Here is a 15,881-nt window from a genome sequence, read left to right as displayed (position 1 = left end):
GTGAGCCCGATCGATCCCATCGTCTCCCCAGCACTGCCGCTGACCAGCGACGATCGCATCCGCTATTCCCGGCATCTGGCGCTCGGCGTCGTCGGCGAGGACGGTCAACGCCGCCTGGCCGGCGCTCGCGTGCTGAGCATCGGCGCCGGTGGTCTCGGCTCGTCGGTGCTGCAGTATCTCGCCGCGGCCGGGGTCGGAACCCTCGGCGTCATCGACGATGACCGTGTGGAACGCTCGAACCTGCAGCGCCAGGTCATCCACGGCGAGCCCGACGTGGGCGCGCTGAAGGTCGACTCGGCCGCGCTGGCGGTCACCCGGTTGAACTCCGGCGTCGCGGTCCGCAAGCACCCCGAGCGGCTGACCGCGCAGAATGCCGTCGAGATCGTCTCGTCGTACGACATCGTCGTCGACGGGTCGGACAACTTCGCCACTCGCTATCTGGTCAACGACGCGTGCGCGATCGCCGGGATTCCGTACGTGTGGGGCTCGATCCTGGGATTCGAGGGCCAGGTCAGCGTCTTCTGGCAGGACGCGCCGGGCGGGCTGGGCCGCACCTACCGCGACCTGCACCCGGCGGCGCCGGCTCCCGGCCTGATCCCGTCGTGCGCCGAGGCGGGCGTGATCGGCTCGATCTGCGGTGTCGTGGGCTCCCTGATGGCGACCGAGGCGATCAAGCTGATCACCGGGATCGGCGAACCGCTGCTTGGCCGGGTGCTGATCTGCGACCTGCTGAGCATGCGGATGCGCCAGGTCGCCTTCGGTCCGAGCGGACGCGCCCCGATCACCGAGCTCACCCCCGTCGAGCAGGAGGCGGCCGACCCGATCGCCGACCGCACGATCGACGCCCGCGAGGCAGCCAGGTGGATCAAGCACCGCGACGTGCAGCTGATCGACGTCCGCGAGCCGTACGAGGCGCAGATCTGTGTGATCGAGGGATCGGTGCTGGTGCCGCGCGAGCAGCTGACCGACCAGCCGGGTGTCCATCTCGACACCGACCGCGACGTCCTGCTCTACTGCAAGTCCGGGGGTCGCTCAGGGCACGCGCTCAAGGCCCTCCGAGCGGCAGGCTACGAGCGGGTCTGGCACATCGACGGGGGAATCCTCGCCTGGATCGACCAGGTCGACACCTCGCTCACGCCGTACTGATGCTCGAGATCTGATGCTCGAGATCGACGAGTACGCCGACGCCGTCCTCGCGGTCGTCGAGACGATCCCGGCCGGCAAGGTGATGTCCTACGGCCAGATCGCCGCGGTCGTCGGTGCGGATCTCGGACGCGGCGGCCCTCGGCAGGTAGCCCGGGTGGTGAGAGACCTCGGCGCCGGCGTCCCCTGGTGGCGGGTGCTGCGTGCGGACGGCTCCTTCGCGCCCGAGGTCGCCACCCGCCAGGGCGACCGGCTGCGCGCCGAAGGGATCGCGGTACGCGGCGACCGGGTGCCGAGGACGGCGTTTCTGACCGTCTGACGTCGTCCGGCCAGGGAATTGTCAGCCCATCGTGGTGTGCTGGTGGCATAGGGATCCAGCATGTGAGCTGAGGAGGTAGCAATGGCGTCGCCCACCGAGTCGCGGCCACCGGTGCGGTTGGTGCGACCGGCTCGCTCCGTGCGCCGTGAGTGGCTGCCCGACGCCGAGGCCGAGCGAGCGATCGAGCATCGTCGCGGCAGGCTGCGGGTCGTCGGCGGCCCCGGCTCGGGCAAGACATCGATGCTTGCGCGGGCGGCGGCGGCCAGGCTCAACGAGGGCGCCGAGGCGGGCGAGGTGCTGCTGCTGACCTTCAGCCGCCGTAGCGCCGCAGCATTGCGCGACGCGCTGGTCGCCGAGACGACCGTCGCGCTGCGCGAGGTGCCCGTGCGCAGCTTCGAGTCCTATGCGTGGGGCGTGCTCGACCGGGCCGGACGGCGGCAGGCGGAATGGTCGGCGCCGCGACTGATCACCGGCCCCGAGCAGGACGCGATCATCCGCGATCTGCTGCACGGCGCGCTCGAAGGTGAGGGCCGCACGACCTGGCCCGACGATCTCCGCGCCGCCCTGTCGACGCGCGGGTTCGCCGGGGAGCTGCGCGATGCGCTGATGCGCTGCGCGCAGCACGGGATCAGCGCCGGGCAGCTGCGCCGCTGGGCGGACGAGCACGACCGACCGGTCTGGCGATCGCTGAGCAGCTTCCTCACCGAGTACTCGGGCGTCACCGGCATGCGGCTGGAGGACTCCTATGACCCCGCCGAGCTGGTACGGGCCGTCGTCGACCTGTGGCGCGGTGACCCGGACGAGCTGCTGCGCGAGCATCGTCGGCTCGGCTATCTTTACGTCGACGAGGCCGAGGAGCTCGATCCGGCGAAGCGCGAGCTGGTCGAGCTGCTCGCCGAGGGAGTGCCCAGCGTCGTCCTCGCGGGCGACGTGAACCAGTCGGTCTTCGCCTTCCGTGGGGCCGATCGCCGGGCGCTGGCCGACTTCGCACCCGAGTCGACAGTCTCGCTGAGCACCGGATACCGCTCGAGCCCGGGGGTGGTTCAGGCGGTCGGCAACTGGTCGGCCACCTGGGGTGCCGTGCTCCCGCAGTGCGTGCTGGCGCAGGACGAGATGGAACCGCTGGTCGCCGTCCGCGCCGCGAGCGGTTATCGCGAGGCGGCAGAGGTTGCGGCCCTGCTGCGCGAGCGACATCTGGTCGATGGGGTGCCCTGGAGCGAGATGTGCGTGATCTCGCGCTCGGCGGCCGCGATCCTGCCGGCGGTGAAGCGCGCCTTCGCGGCTGCCGGCGTACCACTCGACCTCGGTAGCGATGAGCCGCCGGTGGGGCAGAGTGCGGCAGTCCGGTCGCTGGTGGACCTGGTCCGCCTGGCGCGCACCGATGAACCGAGCGCAGCCACGGTCGAGGAGCTGCTGCGCTCGCCCTACTTCCGCCACGATGCGTTGACGCTGCGGCGGATGCGGCGTGCGCTGCGTGCTGCGGAGACGGCGGCCGGCGGCGGTCGGTCCTCGACCCGAGTGCTCGCCGAGATCGTGGCCGGCCGAGCCGATCTCCCGGAGGACGCCGACCTGGCGGGTTTGCGTGAGCTGACTCGGATCCTGGCCCGGCTTCGTGCCGATGACGCCGCGGGGGCGAGCGGTGAAGAGTTGCTGCACGCGGCCTGGCGGGAGACCGGCGCGCAGGAGCGCTGGCGGGTCGAGGCGCTCAGCGGCGGCAGGCGTGGCGCGGACGCCGACCAGCGACTCGATGCCGTGATCGCCGCGTTCGCCGTCGCGGCCTCCCTGAGCAGCCGGCTGCGCGAGGCCGACTTCGAGACGATCGCCAAGGAGATCGAGGAGCAGGAGCTGCCCGCCGACCGGCTGGGACGCGCTGCTCGGGCCGCGGAGCGCGTCAGCGTACTGAGCGCGAACAACGCCAAGGGACGGCAATGGGAGGTCGTCGCGGTGGTGGGCGTGCAGGACGGCGGCTGGCCCAACCTGGTGCCGCGCAACACGATCCTGCGCACCGAAGAGCTGGCCGACCTCGCGTCCGGTCTCGACGGCGTCGTCCTCGATCGCCGCGCTCAACTGCTTCAGGAGGAGCGCAGGCTGTTCTATGTGGCGCTGACTCGCGCCCGCCGCCAGGTGATCCTGTCGGCGGTCGAAGGGCCGGGGGAGCGACCATCGCGCTTCTACGACGAGGTGTGTGAGCACGCAGGTGTAGCACCAGGCCAGGCGCGACAGACTGCTCGACTTGATCGAAGCCTTTCGATGATCGATCATCTTGCGCAGCTGCGCGCCTGCCTGGTCGATCCCACCAGCGGACCGGCAGACCGGGCAGCGGCGGCGCAGTCGCTTCGCATGTTGGCCGAGGCCGGCGTGCCCGGCGCGGCGCCCGCCGACTGGTACGCCGTCCGCAAGGTCTCGACCGATGAACCGATCGGCGCCGAGGATGTGCCGGTGAGGATCTCGCCGTCCGCCGCGGCGACCTTTCAGACCTGCCAGCTGCAGTGGTTCCTCGGTCGCGTCGGCAGCCGGCCGCAGACCATCAACGCGACGGTCGGGACCCTCGTGCACGCAGCGTTCGAGGCGGTCGGGGAGACCCGCGGGCGCACCCACGCCGAGCTCGTGCTCACGATGCGGGCGGTGATCGACGACGGCTGGGCGGCACTCGACATCCCATCGCCCTGGGAGGACCGACGGTGGCGCGCGATCGTGGAGCAGATGATCGAGCGGATGGCGGACTGGCTGCTCGGCCGCGACACCGAATGGGTAGGCAACGAGCGCGAGTTCGACGTCGTGATCGGGCGGGCGCGAATCCGTGGTTCAGTCGACCGCCTCGAGCGGGACCGGCACACCGGCGAATTGTACACGATCGACCTCAAGACCGGCAGTACCGCGCCGTCCCACAAGGACGCGCTGCGGCATCCGCAGCTAGGCCTTTATCAGCTGGCCGCGGAGCACGGTGCGTTCGGACCGCAAACCCGGTCCGGTGGTGCCGAGCTGTTCTTCCCGCGCGTCGGCAACAGCGGAGGACGCACTCAGCCGGCGCTGTCGCGCGACGAGGATCCGCAGTGGGCACACGCCTTGGCCGGCGAGCTGGCCGAGGGGATGGCAGCAGGCTCGTTCACCGCTCAGCCGAGCAGCGCCTGCCGCAACTGCGACTTCCGCTCGGTCTGTCCGGCGATCCGTTCAGTGGGGGAGGACGAGCTATGAGCGAGTTCCTGAGCCCCGAGGCAGTCGCCGAGCACACCGGCGCGCACCAGCCGACACCCGAGCAGAGCGCGGTCATCGCCGCGCCGCTCGGACCCAGCGCGATCGTCGCCGGTGCCGGCTCGGGCAAGACCGAGACGATGGCTGCGCGGGTGGTGTGGCTGGTCTGCAACGGACTCGTCGATCCCGACCGGGTCCTGGGGCTGACCTTCACCCGCAAGGCGGCCGGTGAGCTCGCCGAACGAGTCCGGTTGCGGCTGCGTCAGGCCGCGCGCGACATCCCGGGCCTGGCGAGCGCCCACCGCGAGTCGATGCTGCGGGCCGAGCCGACGGTGCTCACCTACGACGCGTTCGCCCGGCGCATCGTCACTGAGCACGGGCTGCGGCTAGGCATCGAGCCGTCGGTGGAGACCGCCGACGCCGCCGCGCTGTGGCAGCTCGCCCAACGCGTGGTGACCGCCTACGACGGACCCCTGGAGAGCGTGGGGTTGGGCGCCCCAGCGCTGACCAAGGCCGTGGTCGCGCTCACCGACGAGATGGCCGCGCACCTGGCCGGGGTCGATGCAGTGCTCGACCATTGCCATCAGGTGCTCGAGCACATCGCGGCGATCGAGAGGTCGAGCGGCAAGCCGTTCAAGAGTTGGGCTGACATTGCCGGGGTCACCCGCCGGCTGGCGATTGCGCCGCTGGTCGAGCGGTTCCAGACGGCAAAGGCGGAGGGTGACCTGATGAGCTTCGGGGACACGCTGCAGGCCGCGTGCAAGATCACCGAACGCTTCCCCGAGGTCGGGGCGGGCGAACGAGCGCGCTATGACGTGGTGATGCTCGATGAGTACCAGGACACCTCGACCGCCCAGGCGTTGCTGCTGCACCGCCTGTTCGCCGGTCATCCCATCACGGCGGTGGGTGACCCCTGTCAGGCGATCTACGGTTTTCGGGGCGCGAGCGCCGACACTCTCGCGGCGTTCCGTCGCGACTTCGGCGGCGGCGAGCGCGTTCCGTTGATGACCTTGCAGACGAGCTTTCGCAACGACGAGGCCATCCTGGGGCTCGCCAATGCGGTGTCCGAGCCGCTGCTGAAGGCGGGAGCCGAGGTCGCCGTCCTGCGTGCCGGTCCGGCGGCCGGCCCAGGCGAGCTCGCCGCGGGGTACTTCCAGACCGTCGACAGCGAGGCTCGCGCCGTGGCTGCAGATGTGGCCAGCCGATGGCAGACCGATGGCGCGAGCGTAGCTGTGCTGTGCCGGGCACGATCGGAGGAGTTCGGCGCCGTGATCGACGCCCTCTACGAGCAGCAGCTGCCCGTGGAGGTGGTGGGCCTGTCGGGTCTGCTCTCGCTGCCCGAGGTGGGGGAGGTCGTCCAGACCTTGCGCGTGCTGACCAGGCCGGACGCCGATACCGACCTGGTGCAGCTGCTCGGTGGCCGCCGCTGGAGGCTGGGGGCGCGCGACCTCGTCGCGCTGCAGGCCTATGCCCGGCGGCTCGCCGGGCGACGAGTCGCCGAGGACGCCGATGCAGACGAGGTTGATGAAGCCAGCCTCGTCGACGCGCTCGACCGGATAGAGCAGGCCGCCAGCGAGTCCTTCTCGCCCACTGGATGGCAGCGGTTGCGGGACTACGCTCTCGAGCTGCGCCAGCTGCGCGGGTTGATGGGTGAGTCGCTCACCGACCTGGTCGCCGCCATCGAACGTGCCCTCGGGGTCGATGTCGAGTCGACCGTCCGCGATCTGCGACGCGGCACCACACCCCGCGCGGCGCTCGATCAGTTCACGGCCATCGCGCACTCGTTCGGCGGCGGTGCCGGAGTCGACTCCGCCGACGCCTTCCTCGACTACCTGGAGGCGGCGGAGGAAGCCGATCGCGGGATCGTCATCGAGGGAGTCACCCCGCGGGCGGGCACCGTGCAGGTCCTGACGATGCACGCGGCCAAGGGTCTGGAGTGGGACCACGTGTACATCGTGGGCGCGACGGAGAGGTCGCTGCCGGGGCAGCCGAGGCCTGCGGCGGGCTGGGTGGGCGACGGCGCCGTGCTGCCGTACGAGCTCCGCGGGGATCGAGACGTCCTGCCGCCCAACACCATCGGGGAGGTCGATGACCCCTCCAAGGTCGCCTCGGGGTTCGTCAAGCCGTTCAAGGACCTGGTGCGCGAACGGCACGAGCAGGAGCAGCGACGCCTGGTCTATGTGGCGATCACACGGGCCCGGCACCGGTTGTGGATGAGCGGGGCACAGTGGAAGGCCAGCACCGTGACTCCGCGGCCGCCCTCGGAGTATCTGGAGCTCGTGCGCGATCACGCGCAGCGCACCGGCGGGCAGATCGTGGAATGGGTCGAAGCACAGACAAAGGACGACGAGAATCCTGCACTCGGCGACATCGTCGCAGCTCGCTGGCCGGTGAGTGGGCTGACGCGCGAGCAACGCGACACCAGGGACGCCGCTGCCGCACTCGCGCCGCTCGAACCGCCGGCAGCGAGAGAGCCGCTGAACGCGCAAGAGCATCCCTGGCTGGAGGCGACCAGACTCCTGCTGGCCGAGCGATCCGCGCACCGGCAGACGCGGGTGGTCGAGGTCGAGGCGCCCGCCCGGCTGTCCGCGTCTCAGCTGGTCGCCATCAAGAACGATCCGGTGCAGTTCGCGCTCGACGTGCGGCGTCCGGTTCCGCGCGCGATCGCCCGCGAGGCAGACCGCGGCACGCTGTTCCACTCGTGGGTCGAGCACCGCTTCGGATCCGACTCATTGATCGACATCGATGAGCTGCCCGGAGCGGGGGACGAGGGCATCGAGGCCGACGCGAGCATCGACGACCTCATCGCCGGCTTCGAGCAGAGCGAATGGGCCCAGCGACGCCCGCTGGAGACCGAGACCGGGTTCGATCTCATGGTCGACGGGGTGCCGCTGCGTGGCCGGCTCGATGCCGTCTTCGAGTGGGACGGCGACGACGCCGACTACGACGTCATCGACTGGAAGACCGGACGGCGCCCGAGTGGCGAGGCACTGCTCGCCGCCGAGGTGCAGCTCGCGGTGTACCGGCTGGCGTGGGCGCGGATCAAGGGTGTACCGCCCGACCGGGTTCGCGCGGGCTTCTTCTACGTCGCAGACGGCATCACGCACCGTCCGGAGCGGGTGCTCGACGAGGCCGCCCTGATCGATCTGATCCGGACTCTCCCCGAGGCCTCGAGCCAGCCCTAGGACGGCCGGGTCATCAGGCAGGTGCTGCGGAGCCGACGCGGGCGGCGATGGCATCCGCCAGCGGCTCGGCCGCGCGCTCTGGAATCCAGTGGCTCACCCCCGCGAGCTCCACCAGCCGGTAGTCGGCCTCGACGTACTGCGCGCACAGAGCGGCCGCCGTCCGCCCGACCGCGCGGTCGCCGTCGCTCCAGACGAGCGTGGTCGGCACCGTGACCGGCCCTACCGGAGAACCGGAGCCCATCGCGCGGTACCACGACAGGGCCGCGGTGAGCGCGCCCGGCTGCTGCAGCCGAGTGACGTAATGCTTCTTGTCCTCCGGGGGCACGTCATCGAGCGCGTCGTACAGGTAGCGGGCGTCGTCCGCGAGGAGTGTCTGCTCGCCCACACCCGGCTGCCAGAACAGCCGGAAGTACTCCGAGCGCCTCGCCTGGTCGGGATCCTCACGAAAGGCCCGGGAGAAGGCCGTGGGGTGCGGGATCGAGACGGCGGTCAGGGTCTGAACTCGGTCCGGGTGCGCCGCGGCGGTCACCCACGCGACATGCGAGCCCCAGTCGTGACCGGTGAGATGAAAGCGATCCAGCCCCAGCGCGTCGGCGATCGCAATGACGTCCGCGGACAGGATCCGGTCCCCGTAGTGCTCAACGCCCTCCGGCCGAGCTGATGGGCTGTAGCCGCGCTGGTCGACTGCGACCAGCCCGATGCCCTGGCCGGCGAGGAGCTCCGCGACGCCGGTCCAGGCGCGGGCGCCCTGCGGGAAACCGTGCAGCGCGATCACCTGCGGCCCGTCGGCATCGCTGCGCAACAGGTCGAAACTCAGCTCGCCGGCGTCCTCGGTGGCGACGGTGACGGTCGATGGGCTCAATGCGAAGGACATGAGCGAACGTTATCGGGTCGCCCGTCATGCGCAACCCCCTCGCGTCCAGATCCGTCGTACTGCGCGCCTGGCTGCGAGAATGGAACCGCAGCCATCGACACAACCGCCGGAGAGCATGTGAGCACCCCAGTGCACCCAGGCCATAGCCACGACGGGGACGACGCGGAGTACGAGGTCGTCGTCCCCGCCACGCCGTCGACGCACCCGGGGCCGCAGGTCTACGGCCCCGGGCAGCCCGCGCATTGGTCCCCGGACCAGGTGCCGCCCCACCAGCGCTGGGCCTCTTACCAGCTTCCGCCGGCGCCGCCCGGTCGCTGGCCGGAGGACGCGCGACGGCGCGGCACGATCCCCAAGGGGCTGCTGTGGGGGATCGGCGGCCTGGTAGCAGCGGGCCTGGTGATCCTCCTGCTGGTCGTCACCGGCGTGTTCACCGCGAAGAACGACGACTCGGAGAGCGACAACCTGGCCACCGGGCAGTACACCCAGGACGATCCCGGCCAGCAGAATCTGCGCATCATCGACAAGGAGTCCGGCATCAGCTACGACTACCTCGGCGAGGGGTGGAAGGACTGGACGATGGGCACGATGCTGGAGAACACCACCACGGTGGGCGAGTACATCGTCACCCAGCCCAGTGTCCCGAGCGGCGGCCAGTTCATCGCCCAGGTGACCTCCGGCCCTCTTGGACCTCAGTTCGGCACCCCAGGACCCGACCAGTACCCGACCGTGCTGGCCGAGGTGGAGGACTCCGTGCGAGGCAACTACTACCCGCAGCCGAATACCCCCACCAACCAGGCCGAGCAGGAGGTCTCGATCGACGGCCACCGCGCCTACCAACGATCGATGGATCTCACCTGGGACGTCGAGGGCTATGACTCGACCGGCGAGCGGGTAGTGCTGCTGCTCATCGACACCGGAAAGAGCGCCCCGGTGCTCTTCTACTGCTCGTTCCCCAACACCCATGCCGAGCTGTACCCGCTCATCGAGCAGGTCATCGCCTCCATCAAGGTCGACCAGTAGCCGCATCCGGGCCCGGGTAGGCTCGATCGAGTGAGATCCCCGAGCTACCCCGTCCACCGGACCCGGTTGCGCAACGGCCTGCGCGTCGTGCTCTCCCCGGCGCCGGGCAGCGCGGCGGTCGGCGTCGCGGTGCACTATGACGTAGGGATGCGGTCCGAGCCGGAGGGCCGTACCGGCTTCGCCCATCTCTTCGAGCACCTGATGTTCGAGGGATCGGAGCACGTACCCACTCACGACCACGCCCGCCTCATCCAGGGTGTCGGCGGCTCGTTCAACGGGTCCACTCACCCCGACTACACCGAGTACCACCAGGTGGTCCCGCCGCACGCGCTTGAGCGCACCCTGTTCCTCGAGGCCGACCGGATGCGCGCGCCCTCGCTCACCGAGGCCACACTGCGTAACCAGATCGATGTCGTGAAGGAGGAGATCCGGGTCAACGTCCTGAACCGGCCGTACGGCGGGTTCCCGTGGCTTGCGCTTCCGCCCGTGCTCTTCGAGAGCTTCGCCAACACGCACAACGGGTACGGCGACTTCGTGGACCTCGAGAGCTCGACCGTGGCCGATGCCCGCCAGTTCTTCGAGCGCTACTACGCCCCCGCGAACGCCGTCCTGACCATCGTGGGGGACTTCGACCTCGCCGAGGCCCGCACGCTCGTCCGGCGGCACTTCGCCGGCATCCCGTCACGGGCGGTGCCTGACCGCCCGGGCTTCGCAGAGCCGGAGCGCACCGAGCCGGCGTACGGCGACGTCGCCGACGAGCACGCCCCGATGCCGGCGACCGCGCTGGGCTGGCAGAGCCCCGACCCGGTCGGGGCCCTGCGCGACTACCTCGGATCGGTCGTGCTCTGCGACGTGCTGTACGACGGCGAGGCCTCCCGGCTGCATCGCGAGATCGTCCTCGAGAAGCAGCTCGCCATCAGCGCCTACGCCTATTGCGGAATGTTCGGTGACCCCTTCGACCAGCGGGCTGCGAGCACCGTGACGATCCAGATGCACCACGCGGACGCCGAGACGCGTGCGCCCGCGATCGCCGCCGTGGACGAGATCCTGGCGGACCTGGTGGAGAACGGCCCCACCGACGCCGAGTTGCGGCGAGTCACCACGCGCATGGTCGCGCAGCTGCTGCGCGAGTACGACTCCATCACCGAGCGCGCCCTGCGCATGGGAACGCTCGAGCTGCTCTACGGCAAGGCGGAGCTGATCAACGATCTACCCGAGATGCTGCTGACGGTCTCCGCCGAGCAGGTAGCGCGGGCCGCGGCGCGGCTCACACCATCGGCCCGCGCCATCGTCGCGCTCGACCCCGCGCGGCCCCGCGTGAAGGAGGGTGCATGACCGCTCCGCAGCCAGCCATTCCCGGGCTCGGGAAGGTCACGACCGCGCGCCCACCGCGCGTCCATCGCCGCACGCTCGCCAACGGGCTGCGGGTGATCGCCGTACGCCGACCCACCGTCCCCATGGTCGAGGTGCGGCTGCGGATTCCCGCGCCGATGGCCGGCCAGACCGCGCTGGCCCGCACGACGCTGCTCGCGGAGACGATGCTCAAGGGCACCGCCCAACGAGACGGCTTTGAGCTCGAGCAGGAGCTGGGCCTGCTCGGTGCCGAGCTCAACGTGGGCGCCGACCGCGACAAGCTGATGATCGGCGGGAGCGTGCTTGCCACGTCCCTTGCCGGGTACCTCGCGCTGCTCGCCGACGTTCTGACCTCAGCGAGCTATCCGAAGCGTGACGTGCAGGACGAACGGGGTCGCGTCGCGGAGCATCTCGTTGTCGCTGGCTCGAGCGCGGGAACGGCTGCCGCCAAGGCGATCGCCGCGAAGATGTTCGGCTCGCACCCGTATGCCCATTCGATTCCTGAGCCGGCGGAGCTGCTCGCCGTCACAGCCGCTCAGGTGCGATCGCACCACCGTTCGCGCGTGCTGCCCGACGGCGCCGTCCTGGTACTGGTCGGGGACCTGCAACCGCGCAGGGCACTGGACGCGGTCGAGGAGGCGCTGGGCGCGTGGAGCGGATCGCCCACGCAGCAGCGCATCCCGCAGGTGCGCTTCGAGGATTCGCCGCAGATCGGCGTGATCGACCGCCCGGGATCAGTGCAGTCCGCGATCCGGCTCGGCATGCCGGCCGTGGGACGCACCGACCCCGCATACCCCGTGCAGCAGGTCGCCAACATGCTGTTCGGCGGCTACTTCTCCAGCCGGCTGGTCCGCAACCTGCGCGAGGACAAGGGCTACACCTATACGCCCCGCTCCGGGGTGGACCTCGGTCGCGAGGCGTCCGTGCTCATCGTCTCGGCTGATGTCTCGACGGAGTTCACGGCCGCGGCCGTCAACGAGATCCGGTATGAGCTCGGGCGCCTGTCCAGCACCCGGGTCGGCGACGACGAGCTTGCCGATGCCCGCCAGTTCCTCGTGGGCTCCTCGCTGATCGCGATGTCCACCCAGGCTGGGCTGGCCAGCACCTGCGCCAACCTCGAGGTCGTCGGGCTCGACCTGGGCTGGCTGAGCCGCAACCTGCAGGCCATCTCCGGCGTCACCGCCGAAGCGGTCCTGGAGCTCGCGGCCCGCGAGATCACGCCGGCCGCGGCGCGGGTGATAGTGGTAGGCGATGCCGAGCAGATCGTGGGACCGTTGGGCACACTGGGCACCGTAGTGCTGGAGCGCTAGCGAGGAGGAGCACGTATGCCACGAGTGACACCGCTGTTCGGGGAGTTCGAGCACGACCGCGACGGCGAGCACCGCAAGGACCAGGCCTGGCTGGACGACGCATTCTCCCGCAGCAAGGTCCTGGTGCTCACCGACCGCTTCGAGGCGCCCATCGACGAAAGCGCCGGGGCCCCGCGGATCGCCTGGCGGGATTCGTCCGCAGTGTCCGCGGACGCCGACCGGCTATACCTCGGGACTCTCGACGGCGTCCCGCACTTCGCGGTATCCGCGCGGCGCGACCTCAAGGCCGACCAGTGGGTGGACCTGCGCACCATCGGTGAGGCGCTGTCGGTGGCCGACCGTGGCCTCATGGTCGAGGCGGTCGCGTTGGCGCAGTGGCACGCCCGGCACAAGATGTGCCCGATCTGCGGTGGGCCGACCAGTTACCGCGAGGGGGGCTGGTCCACCTTCTGCGAGGTCGACAGGTCGCCGCACTTTCCGCGCACCGACCCCGCCGTCATCATGCTGGTGCACGACGGCGCTGACCGCTGCGTGCTCGGACGACAAGCGGTATGGCCGGAGGGTCGCTTCTCGGTGCTCGCCGGGTTCGTCGAGCCGGGGGAGACCCTGGAGGCGGCCGTCGTCCGCGAGGTCCAGGAGGAGGTCGGCGTGGCGGTGACCGACGTGGAGTACGCCGGCAGCCAGCCGTGGCCGTTCCCGGCCTCGGTCATGCTGGGCTTCACGGCGCGGGTCGAGGGTCCGCAGGAGCTTCGGCTCAATGACGGTGAGATCGCCGAGGCCGACTGGTTCACCCGCGAGGAGGTGCGCAATCTCTACGGCTGGGGGGATCCCGCCGAGCGCACCGGCGGCCGATCGATGCCCGGCGCCATCTCGATCGCCCACCACCTGATGAAGGCGTGGGCGTACGGCGAGCTCGGCTAGCCGGCGAGCTTCGCCAGCACGTCCTCGACCGGAGGGTTGGTCATCGACGTCCCGTCCGCAAACACCAGTGTCGGGACGACGCGGTTCCCGCCGTTGAGCGACTTCACGAGCTCACCGGCCTCGGCGTCCCGGTCGACGTCGACCTCGTCGTAGCCGATCCCGGCCTTGTCCAGATCCGCCTTCAGGCTGCGGCAGAAGGGGCACCATGAGGTCGAGTACATCGTGAAGGTTTGCTGGGTCATGGCGATCACCATAGTCCTGGTGGACGGCGGATGTCGGTGGTCTTTGGGAGACTGGAGCGGTGACCGAACACCTCGACCTGACTCCGGACGTACGCCGCCTGATCGGCGGCCTGGACCCGGAGCAGACCGAGGCGGTACTGGCGCCGCGTGGCCCGCTGTGCATCCTTGCCGGTGCCGGCACCGGCAAGACCCGCACCATCACGCACCGCATCGCCTACCTCGTCGCCACCGGCGAGTTCGCGCCGCAGCAGCTGCTGGCAGTCACCTTCACCGCCCGCGCCGCGGGGGAGATGCGCACCCGGCTGCGAATGCTCGGGGTACAGGGTGTGCAGGCCCGCACCTTCCATGCCGCCGCGCTGCGCCAGATGTCGTACTTCTGGCCGCGTCATGTCGGCGGTTCACTGCCCGAGCTGGCTTCCTCGAAGTTCCGGATGGTCGGGCAGGCGGCCGCTCGCGAGCGCATCGCGACCACGACGGACCTGGTCCGCGACCTCGCCTCGGAGGTCGAGTGGGCGCGCTCCTGCCTCGTCGGCCCCGACGCCTACCCGGAGGCGGCCACCCAGGCGGCCCGCGAGACGCCGCTGCCCGCCGCCCAGGTAGCGGCGGTGATCGCCCGCTACGACGCGATCAAGAAGAACGCCGGGGTCATCGACTTCGAGGACATCCTGATGTCGATGGCCTACCTGATCGAGTCCGTCCCCGAGGTGGCCCGCGAGATCCGATCGCAGTACCGCGGGTTCGTCGTCGACGAGTACCAGGACGTCAACCCGCTACAGCAGCGGTTGCTGGACGCGTGGCTCGGCGAGCGGGACGACCTGTGTGTGGTGGGCGATGCCAGCCAGACCATCTACACCTTCACCGGCGCTCGCCCCGACTACCTGCTCGACTTCGGCGAGCGCTACCGGCAGGCCACGATCGTCCAGCTCGAACGCGACTACCGCTCCACCCCGCAGGTGGTGGCGCTGGCCAACAAGGTGATCTCCGGTAGCGGCGGCAAGCTCGCCAAGGCGCGCCTGCGGCTGGTCGGCCAGCGCCCCGACGGCCCCTCGCCGACGCTGCGCACCTTCGACGACGAGCCGGCCGAGGCCGCCGCCGTCGCCCGCCGCTGCCGGGAGCTGATCGACCGCGGCACCTCACCGGCCGAGATCGCGGTGCTGTTCCGCATCAACGCCCAGTCCGAGGTCTATGAGTCGGCGTTCACCGACGCCGGGGTGCCGTACGTCGTCCGCGGCGCCGAGAAGTTCTTCGAGCGGGAGGAGATCCGAGAGGCGATCGTGTTCCTGCGCGCGTCGGTCCGTTCCGCCGGAGGATCCGAGCTCGCCCTCGACGAGCAGGTGCGGCGGGTCCTCGCCTCCAGCGGCTGGGACCCCGAGGGCAGCGTAGGTCAGGGAGCGGCGCGTGAGCGCTGGGAGTCCATCAACGCACTCGTCGGCCTCGCCGAGGAGATGCGGGCCGCCGACCCGGCCACGACGATGGAGGGCTTCGTCGCCGAGCTCGACCAGCGGGCCGCGGCCGCGCACGCGCCCACCATCCAGGGCGTCACTCTGGCCTCCCTGCACGCCGCGAAGGGCCTGGAGTGGGACGCGGTGTTCCTCGTCGGTCTGCACGACGGCATGGTCCCGATCAGCCGCGCGCGCACCCCCGAGCAGGTGGAGGAGGAGCGCCGGCTGCTCTACGTCGGAATCACCCGCGCTCGCGAGCACCTGCAGTTGAGCTTCTCCCTCTCCCGGGCGCCCGGTGGCCGCGGCTCGCGCAAGCAGAGCAGGTTCCTGGACGCCTTCGGCGGCGGGCAGTCCAGCACAACCGCGCCCTCGGTCCGGCGCCGCGCCAAGGTGACCCGGTGCGCCGGCTGCGGGCAGGCGCTGGTGCCCGGCGACGTCGCGGCCGGGGCGTGCGCCGAGTGCCGGGCCCACGGCAAGAACCTCTTCGAACGGTTGCGGCAGTGGCGGCTGGGCGGCGCCCGGGAGAACGAGGGCCCGCCGTACGGCGTCTTCGACGATGAGACCCTCTCAGCGATCGCCCGGCGTGCGCCATCCAGCCTGATGGGGCTGCTGGGCGTGAAGGGCGTGGGCGAGACAAAGCTGGGCCGGTACGGCTCGGAGGTGCTCGAGGTCATCTCCGCCGGTCGCGGCTGAGATCTTCTCGATGCAGCGCCGCGGTTGGTGATGAGCCTGTAGGGCACCAGGCAATGGCGGGGCGCTATCGCGCCGAGCGGACCGATGGGTGTGGCGCGCGAGTTTCGGCGAGGCCGCAATAAATCAGTTGCGTCTGTACCGGCCGGGCTCTAGCCTCGATTCCGTTCGTATGTCGTCCAGACCAGGA

Annotated in this window: 11 protein-coding genes; 9 read left to right on the top strand and 2 right to left on the bottom strand. The window is 70.5% G+C overall.

The genetic code is table 11. From position 1 onward, the window contains the following. The 4 genes from moeB to DAA40_RS09705 all read left to right on the top strand — a co-directional run bounded on the left by moeB (position 1) and on the right by DAA40_RS09705 (position 7,839). Positions 1–1,146 (top strand): molybdopterin-synthase adenylyltransferase MoeB, encoded by a 1,146-nt coding sequence (gene moeB, locus DAA40_RS09720; RefSeq protein ID WP_106849538.1) that lies wholly within the window; start codon positions 1–3, stop codon positions 1,144–1,146. A 13-nt stretch (positions 1,147–1,159) separates the two neighbouring features. Continuing rightward, entirely contained in the window at positions 1,160–1,462 is a 303-nt protein-coding gene (locus DAA40_RS09715) for an MGMT family protein (RefSeq protein WP_106849537.1), read from the top strand. An 81-nt stretch (positions 1,463–1,543) separates the two neighbouring features. After that, positions 1,544–4,657, top strand: coding sequence for an ATP-dependent DNA helicase (locus DAA40_RS09710; RefSeq protein WP_106849536.1), 3,114 nt, complete (start codon positions 1,544–1,546; stop codon positions 4,655–4,657). After that, positions 4,654–7,839 (top strand): ATP-dependent DNA helicase, encoded by a 3,186-nt coding sequence (locus tag DAA40_RS09705; protein ID WP_106849535.1) that lies wholly within the window; start codon positions 4,654–4,656, stop codon positions 7,837–7,839. The genes DAA40_RS09710 and DAA40_RS09705 overlap by 4 nt, the downstream gene beginning before the upstream one ends. 13 nt (positions 7,840–7,852) lie before the next feature. Here DAA40_RS09705 and DAA40_RS09700 read toward each other — a convergent pair whose 3' ends face one another. After that, on the bottom strand, positions 7,853–8,713 hold the full coding sequence (locus DAA40_RS09700) for an alpha/beta fold hydrolase (protein ID WP_106849534.1): 861 nt from the start codon (positions 8,711–8,713) through the stop codon (positions 7,853–7,855). 117 nt (positions 8,714–8,830) lie between these two features. Here DAA40_RS09700 and DAA40_RS09695 point away from each other — a divergent pair, with 117 nt between their 5' ends. Genes DAA40_RS09695 through nudC form a run of 4 tightly spaced genes read left to right on the top strand, consistent with a single transcriptional unit; the run spans position 8,831 to position 13,317 of the window. Next, entirely contained in the window at positions 8,831–9,733 is a 903-nt protein-coding gene (locus DAA40_RS09695; protein ID WP_106849533.1) for a hypothetical protein, read from the top strand. Positions 9,734–9,763: 30 nt separating this feature from the next. Continuing rightward, positions 9,764–11,068, top strand: coding sequence for a pitrilysin family protein (locus DAA40_RS09690; protein WP_106849532.1), 1,305 nt, complete (start codon positions 9,764–9,766; stop codon positions 11,066–11,068). Further along, positions 11,065–12,396: a pitrilysin family protein gene (locus tag DAA40_RS09685; RefSeq protein WP_106849531.1), complete on the top strand. Its 1,332-nt coding sequence runs from the start codon at positions 11,065–11,067 to the stop codon at positions 12,394–12,396. Before DAA40_RS09690 ends, DAA40_RS09685 begins: the two co-directional genes overlap by 4 nt. Positions 12,397–12,411: 15 nt before the next feature. Continuing rightward, positions 12,412–13,317: an NAD(+) diphosphatase gene (nudC, locus tag DAA40_RS09680; protein WP_106849530.1), complete on the top strand. Its 906-nt coding sequence runs from the start codon at positions 12,412–12,414 to the stop codon at positions 13,315–13,317. On the opposite strand, the gene DAA40_RS09675 is transcribed toward nudC, so the two are convergent. Beyond that, a complete protein-coding gene (locus tag DAA40_RS09675; protein WP_106850110.1) occupies positions 13,314–13,559 on the bottom strand; it encodes a mycoredoxin in 246 nt (81 codons plus the stop codon). The two genes, nudC and DAA40_RS09675, sit on opposite strands and share 4 nt — an antisense overlap. 59 nt (positions 13,560–13,618) lie before the next feature. Here DAA40_RS09675 and DAA40_RS09670 point away from each other — a divergent pair, with 59 nt between their 5' ends. Continuing rightward, complete coding sequence (locus DAA40_RS09670; protein ID WP_234356326.1) at positions 13,619–15,694, top strand: ATP-dependent DNA helicase UvrD2; 2,076 nt, start codon at positions 13,619–13,621, stop codon at positions 15,692–15,694. The last annotated feature ends 187 nt before the right edge of the window (positions 15,695–15,881 follow it).

Source organism: Blastococcus sp. Marseille-P5729 (genome assembly GCF_900292035.1).
Taxonomy (GTDB): Bacteria; Actinomycetota; Actinomycetes; order Mycobacteriales; family Antricoccaceae; genus Cumulibacter.
Note: the sequence above shows the minus strand (reverse complement) of the source record. Positions and strands in the feature narration are given on the sequence as shown.